The organism is Chitinophaga sp. RAB17, assembly GCF_052114225.1.
GTDB lineage: Bacteria > Bacteroidota > Bacteroidia > Chitinophagales > Chitinophagaceae > Chitinophaga.
Genome location: NZ_JBFREI010000014.1, coordinates 83,810 through 105,037, shown reverse-complemented (window position 1 = coordinate 105,037; position 21,228 = coordinate 83,810). Strand labels below are relative to the sequence as shown.

Annotated in this window: 11 protein-coding genes; 1 reads left to right on the top strand and 10 read right to left on the bottom strand. The window is 45.3% G+C overall.

The window, feature by feature from the left end:
• Positions 1-8: 8 nt before the first annotated feature.
• The 10 genes from AB4Z08_RS31210 to AB4Z08_RS31165 all read right to left on the bottom strand — a co-directional run bounded on the left by AB4Z08_RS31210 (position 9) and on the right by AB4Z08_RS31165 (position 19,623).
• On the bottom strand, positions 9-674 hold the full coding sequence (locus tag AB4Z08_RS31210; protein WP_211973543.1) for an ABC transporter ATP-binding protein: 666 nt from the start codon (positions 672-674) through the stop codon (positions 9-11).
• 80 nt (positions 675-754) lie between these two features.
• On the bottom strand, positions 755-3,160 hold the full coding sequence (locus AB4Z08_RS31205; protein ID WP_441577707.1) for an ABC transporter permease: 2,406 nt from the start codon (positions 3,158-3,160) through the stop codon (positions 755-757).
• 11 nt (positions 3,161-3,171) lie between these two features.
• The gene (locus AB4Z08_RS31200; RefSeq protein ID WP_441577706.1) at positions 3,172-5,556 is read right to left on the bottom strand and encodes an ABC transporter permease; all 2,385 of its coding nucleotides are present in this window, start codon (positions 5,554-5,556) and stop codon (positions 3,172-3,174) included.
• Between the two features lie 19 nt (positions 5,557-5,575).
• Entirely contained in the window at positions 5,576-7,906 is a 2,331-nt protein-coding gene (locus AB4Z08_RS31195; RefSeq protein ID WP_441577705.1) for an ABC transporter permease, read from the bottom strand.
• 147 nt (positions 7,907-8,053) lie between these two features.
• Positions 8,054-10,432: an ABC transporter permease gene (locus AB4Z08_RS31190; RefSeq protein WP_441577704.1), complete on the bottom strand. Its 2,379-nt coding sequence runs from the start codon at positions 10,430-10,432 to the stop codon at positions 8,054-8,056.
• Positions 10,433-10,434: 2 nt separating this feature from the next.
• A complete protein-coding gene (locus AB4Z08_RS31185; protein ID WP_441577703.1) occupies positions 10,435-12,822 on the bottom strand; it encodes an ABC transporter permease in 2,388 nt (795 codons plus the stop codon).
• Between the two features lie 12 nt (positions 12,823-12,834).
• Positions 12,835-15,192 (bottom strand): ABC transporter permease, encoded by a 2,358-nt coding sequence (locus AB4Z08_RS31180; protein WP_441577702.1) that lies wholly within the window; start codon positions 15,190-15,192, stop codon positions 12,835-12,837.
• Between the two features lies 1 nt (position 15,193).
• Positions 15,194-17,605 carry an ABC transporter permease gene (locus AB4Z08_RS31175; RefSeq protein ID WP_441577701.1) on the bottom strand — a complete coding sequence of 804 codons (2,412 nt, stop codon included), beginning with the start codon at positions 17,603-17,605 and terminating at the stop codon, positions 15,194-15,196.
• A gap of 31 nt (positions 17,606-17,636) precedes the next feature.
• Positions 17,637-18,326: an ABC transporter ATP-binding protein gene (locus AB4Z08_RS31170; protein ID WP_370908667.1), complete on the bottom strand. Its 690-nt coding sequence runs from the start codon at positions 18,324-18,326 to the stop codon at positions 17,637-17,639.
• 49 nt (positions 18,327-18,375) lie between these two features.
• Positions 18,376-19,623: an efflux RND transporter periplasmic adaptor subunit gene (locus tag AB4Z08_RS31165; RefSeq protein ID WP_441577700.1), complete on the bottom strand. Its 1,248-nt coding sequence runs from the start codon at positions 19,621-19,623 to the stop codon at positions 18,376-18,378.
• A gap of 225 nt (positions 19,624-19,848) precedes the next feature.
• On the opposite strand from AB4Z08_RS31165, the gene AB4Z08_RS31160 reads away from it, so the two are divergent.
• Positions 19,849-21,189: a sigma-54-dependent transcriptional regulator gene (locus AB4Z08_RS31160; protein WP_441577699.1), complete on the top strand. Its 1,341-nt coding sequence runs from the start codon at positions 19,849-19,851 to the stop codon at positions 21,187-21,189.
• The last annotated feature ends 39 nt before the right edge of the window (positions 21,190-21,228 follow it).

Here is a 21,228-nt window from a genome sequence, read left to right as displayed (position 1 = left end):
GACTGGCCTTACGGTTGTATTTGACCATCGCGGATCTGAATAACGCGGTTGCCATAGGTGGCATTCACGTCTGAATGGGTTACCTGTATAATGGTGATCTTATCCTGCTCGTTCAGGTGTTTGAACAGCTGCATGATAACTTTCGCCTGGTCAGAATGCAGGTTACCGGTAGGCTCATCGGCCAGGATAACGCGCGGTTCTGCAACAATAGCACGGGCTATGCCTACCAGTTGTTGTTGTCCACCAGATAGCTGGTTAGGGAACAGGTCTTTTTTAGCCACCATATTAAAGCGGTCCAACACATCGGCTACCCGGCTCTTTCTTTCAGAAGCAGGTATGTTCTTATACAGTAAAGGGGTTTCAATATTTTCGTATACAGTCAGCTCATCTATCAGGTGATAGGCCTGAAACACAAACCCAATGGAGCCGCGATGCAGTTGGGTACGTTTTTTTTCGTTCATTTTGTCTACCCGCTCTCCTTCAAACAGATATTGCCCTTCGGAAGGCTCTTCCAGTAGCCCCATAATGTGCAGCAGTGTGGATTTCCCGGAACCGGAAGGGCCCATGATAGATACGAACTCTCCTTCATTAATAGTGAGGTCAATATCTTTCAGGATGTAATTTTTTCCGAATCCAACCGGGTAATGCCTGGAAATTTTCTGCAATTGTATCATGATCGGTTAATTTGTTTTTTGATAATTGTGATGTTGCTGCATATCGGCATAGCAATATAATTAAAAGTAATTGCCCGCGTTTACTCAGATTTTAATGCGTTAACCGGGTTGCTCCATGCCGCCCGGGTTATTTTTATGCTCATAGTAGCCAGGGCCAGCAGGGCCATTAACCCTCCTCCTATCCCGAATACCCACCAACTTAAAGGGGTACGGTAAGCATAGGAAGCCAGCCAGTGCTGCATAGCCCACCAGGATAACGGGATGGCCAGTACGAAAGCGATACCTACCAGCTTCATAAAGTCGGAAGTAAGCAGTGTAATCATTTGCCAGGCCGTAGCCCCCAATACTTTGCGGATACCTATTTCCCGGGTACGCTGGTTGGTAGTAAAAATAACCAGACCCAGTAATCCCAGGGCGCTGATAAAAAATGCCAGCCCTGCACACCAGTTTAATAAGGTGGCCGTACGTTGCTCACTTTTATACAGTCCTTCTATCGTTTTGTCCAGGAACTTGTAACTGAATTCTTCCCGGGGATATACTTCTTTCCAGGCTTTTTCGATTTTGGCAATGGCATGTTTCCAAACCAGCCCCCCTTCACCTGGTTCCCGCAGCAGAATATGCATGTTACGATGTTGTCTTTCCGCCCAGCTGGCAATTGCCATTGGAGGTATGGCACTGCGCATACTACCGGAATTGAAGTTTTTGACTACACCTACAACAGGATGTTCGTTTATAATAACGCCTATCACATCCTGTGGACGCCTGAAGCCAAATGCTTCCACTGCTTTTTCATTCAGCAGCCATTCTGAAATGGTGTCTGTTGTCCGCAGGTTTCGGCCGGCTAACAGCTGTAAATGATACACCTGTGTGTAGTTGCTGTCTCCATAGCGCATCTCCATGTTCCTGGCAATATCTTTTTTGCCATCATTATAATTGAAGGTACTGGTTACCGTACCGCCAATGATAGGCGTATAATTTCCTCTGCTCACCATGGCTACTTCCGGGATGGCTGCAATCTTTTCCTGCAGTGCCTGGCGTTTGTTGCCCTGTTCGTTATAAAAGGGGGTATTAGCTACCAATATGGCATCTTTCCGGAAACCCAGATCCTTGTTAATAGAATAATGAATTTGTTTACTCACTATCAGCGTAGCTATAATAAAAAACTGTGCTACTACAAACTGGGAGATCGTCAGTGTTTTACGCAGCCACACTTTACCGCCTACTGCATTGACCTGTGATTTAAGTACGGCCACCGGCTGAAACTGCGATAGTACCAACGCCGGATAAATACCTGCGAGCAATGATACAACTACACATAATGCACACAGGAAAAGTAATACCGGTGCAGTATACAATGCTGCGCTGGATAGATCTTCCGGTAAAAATGATTTGAAGGCCAGCAAAATTCCGGGGGCTATCAATAAAGACAACAAACCTGCCACCAGCGTCAGGATGAACGTTTCACTAAGAAACTGCGTCATCAACTGCATTGTGGTGCTACCCATTGATTTGCGGATGCCTGTTTCCCGTGCACGGCGTGCCGCCTGGGCGGTAGTAAGATTAATAAAGTTGATACCAGCCAACACCAGTAATGCCACAGCTACCATTCCGAAGGCATATAGCTGCGATCTGCTGGCAACACGGGTAAATCCACCATAGTTACCGTTAAAATGAATATCGTTCAGCGGTTGTAATTGTAAAATCACGGGTTCATTGCCATCCTTATGCTGTTCACTAAACCTGGCCAGCTCTTTTGTTACCTTGTCTGCGTCTGATACGTTTTTCAGTTTTACCAGCAACTGGGTAACAGCGCTGGTATTATTCCAGCTGTCTGATATAAAGATATTTTTGAGCCCCCCGGTATAAGCCGTGGAGAGGGCAATAAATTCATTGAACTTAAAGTCGGTATTTCCTTTCAGGTCCGCTACTACGCCCGTAACGGTGGCGTGGATACTGTCATCATAGATAATATCCTTACCAATGACCTGCACCGGTGTTAACCCCGGGAAGTAAGTGTGTACCCGGCTTTCGGTTAATACTACCGTAAAAGGTTCCCGAAGCGAGGTTAGCGGAGTACCGTACAACCACTGGTAATTAATCAGGTCAAAATAATTTTTATCTGCATAAGCGATGTCGTTCTTATTCTTAAAATCCTTACCGTCTACCGTAATTCTTCCTGTCACGTCATTTACAAAAAAGAGGGCTGCAGTAGTTACTGCCGGTATATTTTCCCGGATGGTTGCTGCTACGGGTACTGCTACGCCGGAATTTTTCACGCTATCTCCGCTGAAATAAATATTGGACACTACGCGGAACATGCGGTCGCCATCCTTTTGAAATTTATCAAAACTGTTTTCATAATGTACCAGCAAATACACCACCAGCGCAGCAGTAATGCCCACTACCAGTCCCATGATATTAATCAGGGAAAACACCTTATTGCGCCAGATACTTCTTAATGATACCAGTAGATAATTTCTAAACATGATGCGGAAATTTATTCGGATCTAAGGCTTTTAACCGGGTTCATTAATGCGGCTTTCACCGATTGAAGACTTACTGTCAGCAGGGCGATTACAATCGCTATGGCGCCGGCCAACAGGAAAATCCATATACTCAGATGGGTATGATATGCGAATGTTTCCAGCCAGTTATGCATCGCATACCAGGCCAATGGGGCCGCCATGCAAAGTGCGATGAGGACGAGCTTAATAAAATCCTTAGACAACAACGCCACCAGGTTAACCGGAGAAGCGCCCAGTATTTTACGGATGCCTACTTCCCTGGTACGCTGCTCTGCAGTAAAGGCTGCCAGTCCCAGTAAGCCCAGGCAGGAAACCAGGATCACCACAGTAGAAAATGTCGTCAATATCGAACTGGTCCTGAATTCTGATTTGTATAAACTATTGAAATCTTCATCCATGAAGTGGTATTCGAATGGCGTCCCCGGCACATATTCTTCCCAGATCTTTCCTATGCCTGCAATGGTTTTCTGGTCGTTTTTACCGGAAGTTTTAATCAATATTTCTCCGAAATAATCATACTCTGGAAAAACAATGATCGGCTCAATTTTGCTTTTCATAGAGGCAAAATGAAAATCCTGCATAACGCCCTGAATGGCGCCTACGCGGCCATTCATGACCATCCTTTTGCCGATGGCTTCTTCCGGCTTCCAGCCCAGGCGGCGCACACCGGTTTCATTCAAAAAGAAGTGATTCACCCTGGCACTATCCGGCCGCTGTACATCCAGCACATTGGCAGCCGTTAGATCGGTACCCGCAATGAGCCGGATCCCCATGGTACGCAAATAATCTTTCTCTACCGGGATAGCGGTAACTGTCATGCTGTAGTCGGCCGGCTTGCCCTCCAGTCTGTCAATGGTATAACCACCGCCAACAGCTACGGGCGAATCATAAGATGCACTTACTTCCTGCACATCCTGCTGCTGTAATAACCGGTTCTTTAGCGTTGCAAGCAACTGTGGACGAATATGGTCGCCGGACAATACCAACACATGCCCTCTGTCGAGTCCCAGCTTTTTATGTTGAATATAATTCAGCTGATTACCTACTACCAGTGTGCAGATAATAAAGAATACCGAAGCCGCAAACTGGAACACCACCAATGTTTTGCGGATATTACCACCTGTGGCATAGGTCATTCTTCCTTTCAACACCTGTACCGGCCGGAATCGGGATAATAATATAGCTGGATAAGTACCTGCCAAAAAAGTGGTCAATAAAAACACCAGGGCCAATAAAACGTAGATGCGGTATCCGTTAGCCAGCCCCATCGTAAGCCGGACATCTGCCATATTATTAAACGAAGGCAGTAATATCAATGCCAGGAGCACACCTATCACCATAGCACAACTGGTGATCAGGGTAGATTCTGCCATAAACTGCCAGAATACCTGTCCGCGTATTGCTCCCAGCGCCTTGCGTACCCCAATTTCCCGGCCTCTGTCAGCCGAGCGGGCAGTAGCGAGGTTCATAAAGTTGATACAGGCGATCAGTAACAACAGAATGGCTACTATGGTCAGGATAGTATTATAGCGGGCATCGCCACTGGCTTCTGTGGCGGCGCCGGCAATAGAATACAGGTGGATACCTGTCACTGGCTCCGGCACAAAGTCAAGAGTCGCACCATTCCTGGTCACCCCTTTCAGCATATCCTTCACCAGGCCGCCAAGACGTCGATGTAATCCTTCTGCTCCCCCACTGCCTGCTACCTGTACATAGGTGAAATAGTTTGGCGAATCCCAGTTATCCTTTTGCCCTAAAGACGCGTAGCTGGCCACAAAATCAAACTTCAGGTGTGTATTGGCAGGAGCATCTTCTGCTACGCCGGTAATCTGGTACTCCGTTTTATCGTTTATTTTCAGGTTTTTGCCAACTATGTCTGTGGTGCCAAAATACTTCTTCGCCATGGAGACCGATAACACGATCATATTGGGACCGCTGAGTACTGAAGCTGCGTTACCGGCGATTAGTGGGAAAGAGAACATCTGAAAAAATGCCGGATCAGCATAAATAAAACGTTGTTCATTGGCCACTTTATCACCATACTTTACCGTACTGGCATATGGATAAACCCTCGACATCTGCTTTACCTCCGGGTAATCCTTTACCACATTTCCCAGCGCATTAAAGTTATACGCGGTATGAATAACCGGTTGGTCTTTTTCACCATAATCTGTACGAATGCGATATAATGTCGCCGCATTCTTGTGGAACTGATCATATGTCCATTCATTTTGCAGATAAAGCGCCAACAATATAAAGCAGGCGATACCAGTTGCCAGACCGATGATATTGATCACCGAATACAACTTGCGTTTCGTAAGATTTCTAACGGCCGTTTTCAGATAATTACGCCACATACAAATGCTGTTTAAAATATTAATCTCTTTTCAGGCTTTCTACCGGGTTAGCCAGTGCAGCTTTTATCGACTGCATACTCACGGTAAAAAAAGCAATCACCATTGCTACCAGGCCGGCTACTACAAATACCCACCAATTTATGTCTACATGGAATTCAAAGTTCTGCAACCAGCGATGCATAAAATACCAGGCGGCAGGTGTAGCAATGACAACAGCCACCAATACCAGGCGCAGAAAATCTTTGGACAACAGTAATACGATGCCTCCAATGGAGGCTCCCAATACTTTGCGGATACCTACTTCCTTTTTCCGCTGGGCCATTACCAATACCGCTATGGCAAATAATCCCATGCCTGAAATAATCACAGCAAGGATAGCGCCCGTCATAAATATCTTTGAAAACCGCTGCTCCTGCCGATACATTCTTTCTGTATTTTCATCCAGGAAAGAAGCCTCATTTTCCGCCAGGGGATTTAAGTTCTTCCACACCGCTTCTATATTCTTCAACGAGGCGATGGGGTTACGCGTTTCTACTTTTACAAAAATATAATAGAGCGCAGAAGGTTCATTCATGACCATTACCAATGGATCTATTTTCTTACGCAGGGATTCATAGTGATAGTCTTTCACTACGCCGATCACATGTACAGGCATATCATCTCCCATTTTAAACTCCAGGCCTACGGGATCAGCTACCCCCAGTTGTTTGGCCATTCCTTCATTAATAACAACCGCCGTACTGTCGGTGCCGTAATTGCGGGAAAAATCACGGCCGGCTATCATTTTCAAATCCAGTGTAGTGGCATAGTCATAGTCTACCACGAGACATTGCGTGGTAATCTGTCTGTCTTTATAGCTAAATCCCCTCGTCCAGTTGCCGGAGGAGCCATCTTTTCCCACTCCCAGGTTAAGCATACTGCCGGTAACACTTTTTACCTCCGGAAACTCAGCCAGTCTGGCGCGCATGACTGCGATAGCAGATGCCGGTGCATTATCAAGTGGGATGCTTATGACCTGCGTGGCATTATATCCTAACGGCGCCGACTGTATGAATTTAAGTTGTTGCCAGATGATAGAAGTGCAGCTGATCAGGGCTACGGCCACCACAAACTGTACGATAATCAGGCCGTTGCGTAGGCCGCTGCTTTTAGACAATCCCAGCTTGCCTTTTAGCACTTCCAGGATATTGAGGCGGGCTACTTTCCATGCAGGATAGCCTCCAGCCAGCAAAGTGATGACAAAAAAGCCAACTACTATACCTGCTACTACGTTTAAATTACGGAATATGCCCAGCGCAATATTATGACCAAATACCTGGTTATAATAAGGCAGTATCGATATCATGAGAAATATACTCAGCAAAAATGCAAAACAACATAACAGGAATGCTTCTGCCCAAAACTGCAGCAACAGCTGTCTGTCCTGCGCTCCCAGTGATTTCCTCAGCCCTATTTCTCCACTGCGCCCAAAAGACCGGGCAATAGAAAGGTTTATAAAATTGATACAGGCTATGCTAATGATCAGTATGGCCAGGATCACCATCAGCCAGGGATAAAATTTATTCAGACCGCTATTAAAAGCACTGTCCGGACTCAGGTGAAAGTCTTTCAGGGACAGGGCTTCCAGCCAGAATACCTCTTTGCCTTTAGCCGTTGCACCTACATTCTTTTCTATGTCCTCAATTTTACCTTTGTAGTATTTGTGTAACAGCGGAACAATATTTTTCTCAAAAGAAGCTGGCTTTACGCCCGGCTCCAGTTGTACAAACAAAGGAAAGTTAGACGCATTCCATTCACCTTTGGCTTTAGCATATTCCGGTTCATTTTCGAAACGGATTAACAGCGCAAAATCCAGCCCTGAATTGTCCGGAACATCGGCGGCAACAGCGCTTACGATGAAAGACTGCCATTTACCGCCCAGGTCCAGCTCTATCGTTTTCCCTACTGGCTCCTCATTTTTAAACAAGATGGTTGCCGCTTTTTCCGTAAGTACAATCTGGTCCAGCTGCTGCAGGGCATTGTCTTTATTTCCTTTCAGCAAGGGAAAGGTGAACATCTTTAAAAAATCAGCATTCACCATTTGGGTCTGCAGGTAGTAATGGTTGGCGCCATATCTTACCGGCAAATTATCGTCAGCTATAAAGGTGGTATACTTTACGCCGGGCACTTCCTTTTTAATAGCCGCCGCCAACGGCTGTGCCATACTGGAACTGGTTTTCACCCGGGCACCTGTATTTTCTTTCCCCAGCAACTGGTAAATATCCTTTCCGTTTTCATGAAAGTTATCGAAGGTCCACTCTCTGTACGCCGTGAGTGATAGCAGCAATGCAGCACACAATGCAGTACTCATTCCAACAATGTTTACCGCAGCAAACACTTTTTGTTTCCGCAAATTCCTCCATGCAATTTTTAAATAGCTTTTAAACATAATAATATATATAGTAGTGAAAAAAGAAGCAGGGTGCGTAGACACACACTCTGATTTGCTGTTCACTTGTTATTCAATTTTTAATGCGTTCACTGGGTTCCTGATTGCGGCTTTGATAGTTTGTAATCCTATGGCCATTAGCGCTGCTGTAACAGCTACAAAGGCCGACAATACAAACATCCAGGGCTGCATATGAATGCGATATGCAAATTGCTGCAACCACTGCTGCATCAGGTACCAGGCAATAGGTGATGCGATCACCAATCCTATTAAGACTAATTTTACAAACTCTTTTGAAAGCAGGGTTGTAATTTGTAGCACGCTGGCGCCCAGCACTTTCCGTACGCCAATTTCGCGGGTACGTTGTTCCGCTGAAAAAGCGGCCAACCCCAATAAACCCAATGCAGCGATTAAAACGGTAAGGGCGGTAAATCCGCCGAAAATGCTGGCCAGCCTGTCTTCTGCAGTATACATTTTACCAAATGCATCATCCAGGAAACTATACTGAAAAGGGGTGAGCATATCGTAGCCTGCGTATATTTTTTTGATCTGATCCAGTAATGCGGGAATGTTTTGTTTAGGCGCAATCTTTACAAATAAGCATCCCGGGGTGTTAGCTCCCCATGTAGCTGAATTACCTTTCTCCACGGTCAGCCCCAGTGGCTGAATGGCGGCATGCAACGATTTAAAATGGAAGTTCTTCAGTACGCCTATTACTTCCACTTCTTTATTACCCATTTTTATATGCTTCCCTACGGGAGATGGGGTAAGATTGAAGCTTTCTGCTGCCACTTCATTTAATACGATAGTTCCGTCCATGCCCAGTTGTTCCATATCAGCGGGTGGTACTTTCCACTGTAAACCGGCCATGTCAATCAGCGGACGGTCAATGCGCAGCATGGAAAGCGCCATGCCCGGACGGTTGCCCTCTCCTGCTACAAACCACATATCATAGCCATCATACAAAGGATAACGCGCCGTAGCGGTTTGCATCACGCCATTTAACCCGGCTACCTGCTGCCGGAATGCCTGGTAGTGTGTACCTATAGAATTCTGAAATGGCAGCATCACTACATTTTCCTGGTTGATACCAGTAGCAGTATGCCGGAAAAAATAAAGCTGGCGATTAATAACAATACTACAGATGATGAGTACCGCTGCGATGCCGAACTGTAATACCGTCAGCACTTTCCTCACACCCACACCACCCGTCTTACTCATTTTACCTGATAACACGGTAACTGGATTATAACGGGAAAGCACAAACGCAGGGTAGCTGCCCGCAATTAAAACTGTCAGGAAAAGTAATCCTGCATATATCGTTAATACAACCGGGTGATAGAGGAAACTCACGTCTACCTTCAGTTGTAACAAATTAAAAAATCCCGGACGCAATAGCATACAAAGTACTACTGCCAGGCAAAATGCCAGGAAAGCATACATGGCAGACTCCACATAAAACTGCTGTGCAATACGTTTATGATCTGCACCCAACGCTTTTCTCACCCCTATTTCACGGGCTCGCACGGTAGCCCTGGCGGTAGCAAGACTCATGTAGTTAATCAGGGCCATTAGCAGGATCAGGGCTGCTACCATGGGAAACAGCTTCAGATAACGCAGGTTAAATCCGGCGTTGAAATTTGCGGCCATATGTACACTGGTCAAAGGAACCATCACGGCTCTTCCCTCTTCCTTAGACAATTGATTAATATGCTGCTCTGCCTGCCCTGCATAGGCGGCATCTGCCAGTTTAATATAGGTTTTGAAAAGGCCCCCAAAGCCACGATCATCCGTCACAAACGATTTCATGGATTCAATACCGGCCATGCTGGAAACAGACAATAGAAAGTCAGGCTGAATACTGGAGTTGGAGGGCGCATCGGCCATGACGCCGGTAACAACAAAAATATATTTTCCATTAAACCTTAATTGCTGACCAACAGCCTCATTGGTACCGAAGTATTTCTTTGCTATTGAAGTAGTTATCACCGCTGTAAATGGCTGCTTGAGCACTTCGGCAGAATCTCCCTCCAGCAAGGGAAAAGAGAAAAAGTTGAAGTAATTGGCATCTGTAAACCAGGTGGCGCTTTCCTCATCACGGATGGCCGGATTGGCTACATTTTGCATCACCGTAGTTTCTCCGGGCAAACTACCCATGCGCAGAAAGCTCTTTACGCCTGCATCCTGTTGCAGTATAGCCGGCCCTGTAGCATAATTAAACCGGTCAAACTGTATAGTATCTTTCTCCATCTTTATTTTTTCCAATAAAGAGAAGATCCTGTTACTATCTTTATGAAAACGGTCGTAGCTCAGTTCATGCGCTACATAGAGCATAATCAACATGCACACGCACAATCCCGTTGCCAGCCCACCAATATTGATGAAGCTATATAATTTTCTTTTAGCCAGATTGCGCCATGCGAGCTTTATGTAGTTGTATAATAACATTGTTAATCGTTCCTCAGGTTGTCAACAGGATTCACTTCAATAGCTCTCCATGTTTGTGAAAGAATGGTAATCAGGGCCAGTAGTATCAGGAAAGCAAAACTTCCCAACATTGGAAGAATACCTATACCGACCCGGTAAGCGAAAATTTGTAGAAAAAGCAGACTGCCCAGATACCCTAACGGCAGGGCAATACAGCCGGCAATGAAGATCAGGCGCACATAATTCTTAGATAATAATATCAATAACCCGGATGCACTGGCACCCAGTATTTTTCGGATACTAACTTCTTTTCTGCGGGTAAAGGTAGTATATGCCACTACACCCAATAGTCCGAGCGCAGAAATCATGGTAGAAATAAATACCAGGAATCCCAGCAGGGAAATCATTTCCTGTCCACTGCGGCTGAGTAATTGCTCATCCATCCATTCAGAAGAAAATATTTCACCAGGATGCAATTCCAACCAGATCTTCTTCACCGCGGCGATTTGTTGTTCCTTATCTCCCTTTGCCATCGACAATTGTAACTGCCTGAATTCAGCAGGACGATAACGAATGGCCATGGGCCGAATATTTACTTCTATGGGTTGAAAGTTAAAGTCCTGCACCACTCCTACAATATTTACCGGTAGTGAATCAGATAGCCACAGGGTTTTACCGATGGCATCAGCGGGTGTTTTAACCCCCATTACGCTCATTGCTTTTTCATTCACGATAATATACTGTTCCTTTTCTTTAGATGCGGCGGCCGGAAAGCTGCTACCCGCCAGCAATTTGAGATGCATCAGTTTTAAGAAATCAGCATCTCCCGCGTAATAGCCGAACTCTATTTTATCTTTGCTATCGCCGGTTCTCATCTGGCAAAAGCTCGCATCCCGGGGCATGCCGAGTGTACCCGAACTGGCAGCCACCGTTGTTACTCCATTCAGTGACATCATACGTTCCTTCATCAGCTGAAAGTCCACATCTGCCAGCGGAACATTCAGGATATCTTTGCGATAGAAACCCATGTCCTTTACCGCCTTATAGCTAAACTGCCGGTATACGGTCACCAGGAAAATGATGGCAGTTAAGGAAAGTGAAAACTGAATAACAATGAGTGACTTCCTCAATCCCAGTCCACCAAACAGTTTAATATCTATCAGGTTCTTCAACACCTTAGCAGGTTGGAAAGACGATAATGCCCAGGCAGGTATAGCACCTGCTACCACGCCGGTGATGATACTGAATGCCAGGAACAGGAGCAATAACCGTCCGTCCAGCAGGTTGGTATCAGGTATAGGCAACGCCTTAAAGTGAGTACTCTGCATCGCCAACAGCAGGATAATCGCCAGGATTAACGATAGGATACACATCAGCACAGATTCTGTGATGAACTGCATGAAGATCTGCCAGCGTTGCGCACCATTGACTTTGCGCACGCCCACTTCTTTGGCCCGTTGCAGGGAACGAACAATAGATAAATTAGTATAGTTGAAACAAGCGCAGGTCAGCAGCAAAAAAGCCACACCAATTTCAGTCAGGATCTTCTCCCATGGTGGCGCACTTGTAATATCATCATACAATCCTTGTGAAGGACTGATTTTGCTCAGCGCCTGAGGTTCAAAAGCAATATGCCCCTGCCCTTTTCCAGGTAAGTCGTCATACCGGTGGGCCAAATCGTTGATGGCTGCGGTTAATGCGGATCTTCCCTCACCAGGACGCATCACCACATAGGTGTAACTACTCAAAATAACATTCCAGTTCTGTTCTCTATCCGGCAATACATGGCTTTGTTCCAATGCTGCTACAGACGACATCGAGCCAAATGCTTCATAACCAATGTGTGTCAGGGAAGGTGCAGGTTGTAATACGCCGCTAACAATAAAACTACCCAGCTTATCAAACTGTATCACTTTCCCAATAGGATCAAGTGTACCAAAAAAACGCTTGGCCGTTTCGTCTGTCAGTACAATACTGTTAGGAGTGGTTAAGGCTGTGAGCGGATTACCGGCAGCCAGTTTGAACCCAAAAACATTGAAAAATGAGGGCGTAGCAAAAGCGCCGCTTACATTAATTTTCTTCTTATTTATTTTACCTGCTCCGGATAATGCTCCATATAACGTTGCTTCCTGTTGAATAGCGGTGTAGTTATTTTTCAATGCTTCTCCCATAGGCAACGGCGTGCTGGCCATGTGAAACTTTCTGCCATCAGGCGTTTGTACCCTGGTAGTAATACGCCAGGTATGGTCGATATCAGGGTGGAAATTATCGTAGGAGAAATTATTCCGGGTAGAAATCAGTGCCAGCAGGCATACCGCCATACTCACCGCCAATCCGGCAATGTTGACAAAGGTAAATAACCTTTGTCTACGCAGATTCCTGATAGCTATGATAATATAACGGTAAAACATATACGGAAACGTTTATTCTGATTTTAAAGATTGTACCGGGCTAGCCAATGCCGCCTTTACTGACTGGAAGCTCACTGTAGCCAGGGCAATCATCAATGCCAGCAAACCAGCAATGATAAAGATCCAGGCAGATAAGTTTACGTGATATGCAAAACCGGATAACCAGTTGTGCATCAGGTACCAGCTCACCGGCGTGGCCAGCATCACGCCCAAACCAACCAGCAGCAGGAATTCACGGGAAAGCAATGTAGTTACACTCATTACCGATGCACCCAATATCTTCCGGATACCTATTTCCTTTCTACGCTGTTCTGCTGTAAAAACAGACAAACCAAATAATCCCAGGCAGGAAATCAACACGGCCACAATGGCAAATACTTCTGCCAGCTTCTTCAGCATTGTTTCCGACTGATACATGTTATCAAAAGTTTCATCCAGGAAATGGTAATCCAATGGATATTCCGGATTCAACCTGTTAAAAACTTTTTCTACAGCAGCAACTTCTGCGGCCACCTCTCCCTTAGCCAAACGCAGCATGATATAGTTATTATCTTTGGATTGCAGCATCATGACCACTGGGTTAATATTTTCACGCAAAGAGGTAAAATGAAAGTCTTTCACTACACCTATGATCTTTCCCTTTCCATTCCAGAAGCCAATCTCCTTCCCTACCGGGTCTACCATTCCCATTACGCGGGCTGCTGTTTCATTAATAAGATAGGCGCCTGAATCAGAAGCAAAATCGCGGGAAAATTCGCGGCCTTCCTTCATCGATATTCCCAGCGTTTTTGTATAATCATATCCTATCACCAATGGTGCTGTATTTACTACCATTTGATCAGGCTTGCCTTCCCAGGCAAGATCAGCGCTACTTCCTCCGATGGATAACGGCAGAAAATTGCTGTAGGTAAATGATTTTACCTGAGGCAACTGCGCCAGCGCTTGTTCAATAGCACCCTGCCTGGGATGAAAGCCATTGTCCAGCTCTACATACATTACATTTTCACGATCTATTCCCAGGTTACGGTGGTAGATATAGTTCATCTGGCTGTAGATGACCACACTGCCCACAATGAAAATAAAAGACAATACAAACTGTATCACCACCAGATTTTTCCTTAACAGGGAAGCACCTCCGCTACTGCTAACATCGCCTTTGAGTACTTTCACTGGCAGGAACCTCGATAACACAAAGGCAGGATAACTACCGGCCAGTAAACCCGTTACCAGCGTTACCGCTAATAATCCGAGCAAATATTTGCCAGCAATGGGCAGCGTAAAGACAATATGTTTACCCGTAAAATTATTAAACACCGGCATCAGCGCTGCTACCACTACTCCTGCAATGACGGCCGCAATTGCCGCCATCAATATAGCTTCACCGGTAAACTGCATAATGAGGGAAGAGCGGGTAGCTCCCAAAGATTTACGGACGCCTACCTCCCGTGCACGTCTCGAAGCTTGTGCCGTAGAAAGATTCATGAAGTTGATGCAGGCAATAGACAACACTATCAGGGCCGTGATAAAAAATAAGCGTACATATTCTATTCTTCCTCCGGTTATTTTTCCGTTTTCATATTTTCCATGCAGATAAACATCTTCAAAAGGTTGCAGCCACAATTCGTTCTTCTGAGTAGGATTTTGCCGCTTGTAATTTTGCTGCATTTTGGCGGTTAATTGCGTAATGTCCGTACCTGGCCTGAGCACCATATAGTTAGAGATGCTGTAGCTGCCAGGCTTTAGCAACCACGGATCATTCTGTAACGTAAGCGCGAAAGGCATAATGAAATCGAATGATAGGGAAGAGTTGGCGGGAAGATTTGCCAGTACACCTGTTACCTGCAAACTCTTTCCATCACCCAGTTTTATAATTTGCCCGATAGGGTCACCATCACCGTAATATTTTTTAGCCAATGTCTCGGTCAACACAATGGAGTTAGGCTGTGCCAGCGCTGTATGTTTGTCGCCAGCTACTAAAGAGAAGTCAAATGTTTCCAGGAAGTTAGGTGTAGCATATACCGCATTCCGCTCCACTTGTGTTTTGCCATTCGTTTTAAACAGCATGTTATCTTCAAACGATCTCACCTTTACATTGGCTGTTATTTCAGGAAACGTGTTTTTCAATTCATCTCCCAAAACAACAGGTGTAACGCCCATAGTCCGTATGCCGCCCCAGTCCACATTTACCTGCAGGCGATATATATTTTTACCGTTCGCATGAAATTTATCTACGCTGTATTCATCTGTCACCCAGCATAAAATGAAGAAACATACCGCCATGCCAAAGGCAAGCCCGGCTATATTCAGCGCAGCAAAAAAACGGCTTCTTTGCAGATTCCTCCAGGCAATACGGAAATAATTCTTAATCATTTTATTCAGATCTAAGTGATTTAACCGGATTCAGTAATGCCGATCTTACAGACTGCAGGCTTACGGTACACAACGCAATCAATACTACCAGTACTGCAGTGAGGGCAAACACCCACCATTCTACATGTACTCTGAATGCAAAGTGCTGTAACCATTTCTCCATGCCGTACCAGGCTATCGGTGAGGCGATGCAGATACCGATCAATACCAGTTTGAGAAAGTCTTTGGATAACAACAAGGATATATTGGCAACAGAAGCACCCAGTACTTTCCGTATACCGATTTCTTTTGTACGCTGCCGGGAAATGAGCATGGACAATCCCAGTAAACCCATACACGCAATGAAGATAGCCAGTCCCGAGAAGATGCCGAATAATTTACCAAGGGTACGCTCTGCGGCATATTGCGCCCTGATATCATTTTCTACGAAGGTGAAATTAAACGGCGTATCCGGAACAATGCTGTTCCATGCCGCTTCCACACGTTTTAATATTGCTTTCTGATCACCGGCAGCTAACCGCAACGTAAGTATCGCCACTTCATCCTGTTTTACCATATAGATGATGGGATCGACAGGCATTTGCAACGAGCGGAGATTAAAATCTTCCACGACACCTATAATGGTGCCATGTCTGTTCATATATCCCGGTCTCCATTCAATTCGTTTACCAACTGCATCATCCTTAAAGCCCAATTGCCTCGCGGCGGTTTGGTTTACGATAAATGCATCGGAAGAATCTGTGGACAATGCTGCATTGAAATCGCGCCCCGCCACCAGTTTAATGCCCGTTGTTTTAAGCAGATCAAAATCTGATTGTATAATGCCGGCTACAAAACCGTCCTTATCCTCGCCACCTTCCCGTACAATGGGGTTATTGTTAAATACCCCACTGCCCATTAAAAAGTTGTGCATGGATACTTGTTGTACACCGGATAAATTTAGGAAAGACGATTTCAGCAACGCTGTTTTAGCGCTACCATCCACGCCCGAGAGGTATACATTCACCAGGTGTTCTTTGTCGAATCCCAGGTTCTTTTGTTGCCAGTAACGCAGTTGTGAAAATACCACTACAGTAGAAATAATCAATGCAACAGCTACGGCAAACTGTGCCACTACCAACCCACGACGTACCAACACACGGGAACCGGATGTAACGAAATTCCCTTTCAGCACCCGCACCGGTATCAGACCGGATAAGTAGAGTGCCGGATAACTACCGGCAATAAGCCCCACGACCAGTACCAGTAACAGGAAACCTGCATACAGCAACAGCTTCGTAGAAGATAACAGCGATAATTCTTTACCGGTGATCGCGTTAAACATGGGCATTAGCGTAGCCGCCAATATAAATGCCAGCACAAAAGATACGATGCTGATCACCAGTGATTCTGTCAGAAACTGCAGCACCAGGCTCTTTCTTTCTGCACCCAATACTTTACGTAACCCTACTTCCCTGGCTCTTTCATGTGCCCGGGCTGTAGTGAGGTTCATGAAGTTCATACAGGCGATCAGGATCAGGAAAACAGCAATGGCAATGTACATCCAGATCATGGCGGAATTATTAACGCCCTTATCTCCCTGCGGATGCAGATGTACATTTCCAACCGGCTGCAATTCCAGTTCAAACTTTATATTATGTCTCTTTAGTATACCGCCTATATGGGTGGTTACAAACGCTTGTAGCTCTTTGGTCAATTTAGCCGGAGGCGTATGATCCGCCAACTGTACATAGGTAACATTATTGGCAAACATGAACCACTGCTCTTCCAACATACTTCCTGCTTTTGCTGCCTGCGTGATCATGGTGGAGAGCGACATGATCATATCCAGGCGCAGGTCCGTATTAGATGGCAGATCTTTCGCGATGCCTGTTACTGTACAACTATAACCGTTACCTACCTTGATCAGCTTACCTACCGCAGGTTCGGTTCCAAAGTATTTTTTAGCTGCGGATTCGGTTAAAACAATGGAATAGGGGTCTTTTAAAACAGTTGCCGGATTCCCTTCCAGCAAAGGAAAATTGAAAAGCTGAAAAAAGGCCGCATCTGCGAAACCGGTGTTCTCTTCCCAGATTTTCTTATCTCCAACGGTATAAAGCGTTTTACCGGGTCCCATTACACGCACGGTCTCTTTAATACTGCTGATATCCTTCTTCAGATTGGGTCCCAGGGGAAACTGGGTACCGGCATCATACTCTGTAGTACCGGCATCAGCGCGTGTTGTAGCAGTTGTAATGCGGTAAATATTATCCGCATTATGGTGGAATCTGTCAAAACTCAACTCATCACTGACATACAGCACGATCAGGATACAGCAGGCCATACCTACTGCGAGTCCGGAGATGTTAATCACCGTAATAAACTTATGCCGTTGCAGATGACGGATAGCAATTTTGAAATAATTCCGGAACATAATGATGTGGTTTTAGAATGGCGAAAAAAAATCACACATGGAATTGTTCCTTGATATTCTCTGTTACTACTCTTCCATCAAACAGGTTAACAATACGGTGTGCGAAACCGGCATCATATGGGGAGTGTGTTACCATGATCAGTGTGGTCCCTGAATTATTCAGTTCCTGTAACAGCTTCATCACTTCTTCGCCGTTGGTAGAATCCAGGTTACCTGTAGGCTCATCCGCCAGAATCAGGTTGGGCTTGGCAACTACGGCGCGGGCAATGGCCACCCTTTGTTGCTGACCTCCGGATAACTGCTGAGGAAAGTGATTACGGCGATGCATGATGTTCATACGTTCCAGCACTTCTTCTACTTTCACTTTTCTTTCGGCAGCTGGAACTTTCAGGTATAGTAAAGGCAATTCTACATTTTCGAAAACAGTCAGTTCATCGATGAGGTTAAAGCTTTGAAATACAAATCCAATAGAGCCTTTGCGGAGCTGTGCTCTTTGTCTTTCACTCATACGCGCTACTTCCTTATCCCAGAAGTGATACTCGCCATCACTGGGGTTATCCAGCAAACCTAAAATGTTCAGCAAAGTGGATTTGCCGCAACCGGAAGGCCCCATGATCGCCACAAATTCGCCATCCTGCACTTCCATATTAATACCGTTGAGAGCAGTGGTTTCTACCTCTTCTGTTGTAAACAGCTTCTGTAAGTTAACGGTGCGTATCATAAGTGTTTGTTATTTTAAATGCTAGTTTATATAAAAAAATGGATGATTACTAAAAGGATAAAACATCTTTATTACCGAAGTTCTCATAAGAAGAAGTAATGACCTGGTCTCCAGGCTGTAAACCTTCCAGTACTTCAAAATATAAAGGATTTTTACGGCCCAGCGAAATATTGCGTTTTACTGCACGGTTGCCGTTTTTATCTACCACATATACCCAGTTACCGCCAGTGTCGGAGAAAAAGCCACCGAGTGGTAAAAGAATAGCTTCTGCAGACTTACCCAATACCAGGCGGATAGGAGAGGATTGTCCACGGCGGATGCCTTCCGGCGTATTCTTTTCGAAAGTCATATCGGCCTGAAAGCGACCGCTTTTTACTTCGGGATACACTTTGGTAACCACCATATCATAAGATTTCCCATCAAATTCGAAGGAGGCCTTCAAACCGGCAAATACCTGAGAAACATAGTGTTCATCTATATCGGCACGTAATTTAAACCCGTTCAGGTCATCGATCTGGCCTATATTCTGCCCGGCAATGATGCTGGATCCTACTTCCACATCTATGGAAGACAGCTGTCCGGATACCGGGGCACGCACAATCAGGCTGTTCAGGTTTTCCTTCATCAGCTCCAGGTTACGCTGGGTTCTGGCCAGGGTGCCTTCCAGCTGAGTGATCTGCGTTTTGGCATTCTCCTGCTGGTATTTCTGGGACTGTACCTGAATGTCCTTCTGGCGGAGCAAACCTTCCAGCTCAAATTTGTTCTTATTAAAGTCCTGACGGGCCACTATTTTCTCCTCTACCAGTTGTTTATTACGATCATACAGATCCTGGGCGGCCTCGATCTTGGCGTCTATATCCGAGATAGTTTGTTGCATGGTAAAGTCCTGCTGACGAATACTCAGACGGGTGTTCTGCAACTCATTACGTAACCGGTAAATCTCAGTTTCATGATTTACGAAATCCATCATCATGTGCTGGTTATCCAGTTTGAGGATAGAATCCCCTTCTTTTACCATACTACCCCCGTCCAGGTATTTGCGGCTTACATATCCTCCTTCTATGGCATCCAGGCGAATGGTTTTGAGGGGCATTACTACGGCAGTCACGGCAATATATACATCAAAAGTGCCCTTTTTCACAGTAGAAATAGTGATCTTATCCTTTTCTACATTAAGGGTAGCCCGGTGATCAGCAAAGATCAGGGTGTACAGCAGCAGCATTGCTACTACGGCGCCACCACCTATCATCATGATGCGTTTCTTATTCCAAAACTTCTTTTCTATTTTTCTGTCCATGTTTATTAGCGAAAAGTTTGCTGTTCCTAGAAAGTCAATCCACATGCCAAAGCTATAAAGACTTTACCAGCAACGATTCCATTGATTTTTTGCCTAAAAAAACGTCCTTTGCCGGACATGGGGTGTCCAGAATCGGACACTTTTAAAAGATCCTGAATTTAGCTGTGGCTTTGAAAGAATCTTTGTTTAATATTGTCAACTATTCACCTTTCGCATATGACTAACATGCAACCAGCTAAGATTTTAATTGTAGATGATGATGTAGACGTTTTACGTGCAGCACGCCTGTTATTGAAAAGACATTTTGAACAGGTTGATTTTGAGAAAAATCCACAAAAAATACCCTACCTCGTATCCAACTTTGATTACGATGTAATCTTACTGGATATGAATTTCACCCGCGACCTGAGCAGCGGGAAAGAAGGCTTTGAATGGCTGGACCGTATACTGGATATTAAACCGGAAACGGCTGTCGTTTTATTCACCGCCTATGGCGATGTGGAAATGGCAGTAAGAGCTATCAAAGCGGGTGCGGTAGACTTTGTACTCAAACCCTGGGAAAATGAAAAACTACTGGCCACTATTCAAACTGCCTATAATAAACGTGCTGCCCAGCAGGATAAACCACCCGCTGCCGTTCATCATCCCGGCAACCAGGTAATCGGTAAAAGTCCCGGTATGCTGGCTGTATTTGATACGGTATCCAAAGTAGCCGCCACCGATGCCAATATTCTTATTCTCGGAGAAAATGGTACCGGTAAAGATATGCTGGCCCGGCAAATACATGCACAGTCCAACCGTAGCAGCAAACCTTTTGTCAGCGTGGATCTGGGCGCCATCAGCGAAACCCTTTTCGAAAGCGAATTATTTGGCCACGTAAAAGGCGCCTTCACCGATGCCCGCGAAGATCGCACCGGCCGATTTGAAGAAGCCGGCGGCGGTACCATCTTCCTGGATGAAATAGGTAATATCTCTATTCCCTTCCAGGCAAAACTGCTGACAGTACTGCAAAACAGATCTGTTACCAAAGTGGGTTCCAATAAAAGTGTACCCATTGACGTTAGACTCATCTGCGCTACCAATAGAAATATACAACACATGGCAGCACAACACCTGTTCAGACAGGATTTGCTCTATCGTATCAATACCATCGAAATACACCTTCCTCCCCTCCGCGAACGGGTGGAAGATATCATTCCACTCGCCGAACATTTCCTGCAACTGTACCGCGATAAATATAAACGCCCGGTAAACAGTATGCATGAATCACTGATCACTCAATTAGAGCGCTACGACTGGCCAGGTAATATCCGCGAACTGCAACACGCCATTGAAAGAGCCGTGATCCTTTCACAAGGGAAAACACTGCAGCCCAAAGACGTTTTTGTAAAAAATAACAACAACGCAGATCAGGCCATGGATACCGGTTACAACCTGGAAGAAATGGAAAGGAATATCATTTCACAGGCCATGAAAAAATGTAACGGAAACATCACCGAAGCCGCGAAAGAACTGGGGCTCAGCAGAGCAGCACTATATAGAAGATTGGAAAAATATAACATTTAAATAGCTTTTAGCCGTTAGCTATTAGCTTTTAGCCTGTAG

Bases quoted from the DNA above. Each gene is read 5' to 3' on its own strand.
- AB4Z08_RS31165 (WP_441577700.1), bottom strand. From the start codon at position 19,623: ATGGACAGAAAAATAGAAAAGAAGTTTTGGAATAAGAAACGCATCATG.
- AB4Z08_RS31210 (WP_211973543.1), bottom strand. From the start codon at position 674: ATGATACAATTGCAGAAAATTTCCAGGCATTACCCGGTTGGATTCGGA.
- AB4Z08_RS31180 (WP_441577702.1), bottom strand. From the start codon at position 15,192: ATGATTAAGAATTATTTCCGTATTGCCTGGAGGAATCTGCAAAGAAGC.
- AB4Z08_RS31175 (WP_441577701.1), bottom strand. From the start codon at position 17,605: ATGTTCCGGAATTATTTCAAAATTGCTATCCGTCATCTGCAACGGCAT.
- AB4Z08_RS31200 (WP_441577706.1), bottom strand. From the start codon at position 5,556: ATGTGGCGTAATTATCTGAAAACGGCCGTTAGAAATCTTACGAAACGC.
- AB4Z08_RS31190 (WP_441577704.1), bottom strand. From the start codon at position 10,432: ATGTTATTATACAACTACATAAAGCTCGCATGGCGCAATCTGGCTAAA.
- AB4Z08_RS31160 (WP_441577699.1), top strand. From the start codon at position 19,849: ATGCAACCAGCTAAGATTTTAATTGTAGATGATGATGTAGACGTTTTA.
- AB4Z08_RS31170 (WP_370908667.1), bottom strand. From the start codon at position 18,326: ATGATACGCACCGTTAACTTACAGAAGCTGTTTACAACAGAAGAGGTA.
- AB4Z08_RS31185 (WP_441577703.1), bottom strand. From the start codon at position 12,822: ATGTTTTACCGTTATATTATCATAGCTATCAGGAATCTGCGTAGACAA.
- AB4Z08_RS31195 (WP_441577705.1), bottom strand. From the start codon at position 7,906: ATGAGTACTGCATTGTGTGCTGCATTGCTGCTATCACTCACGGCGTAC.
- AB4Z08_RS31205 (WP_441577707.1), bottom strand. From the start codon at position 3,160: ATGTTTAGAAATTATCTACTGGTATCATTAAGAAGTATCTGGCGCAAT.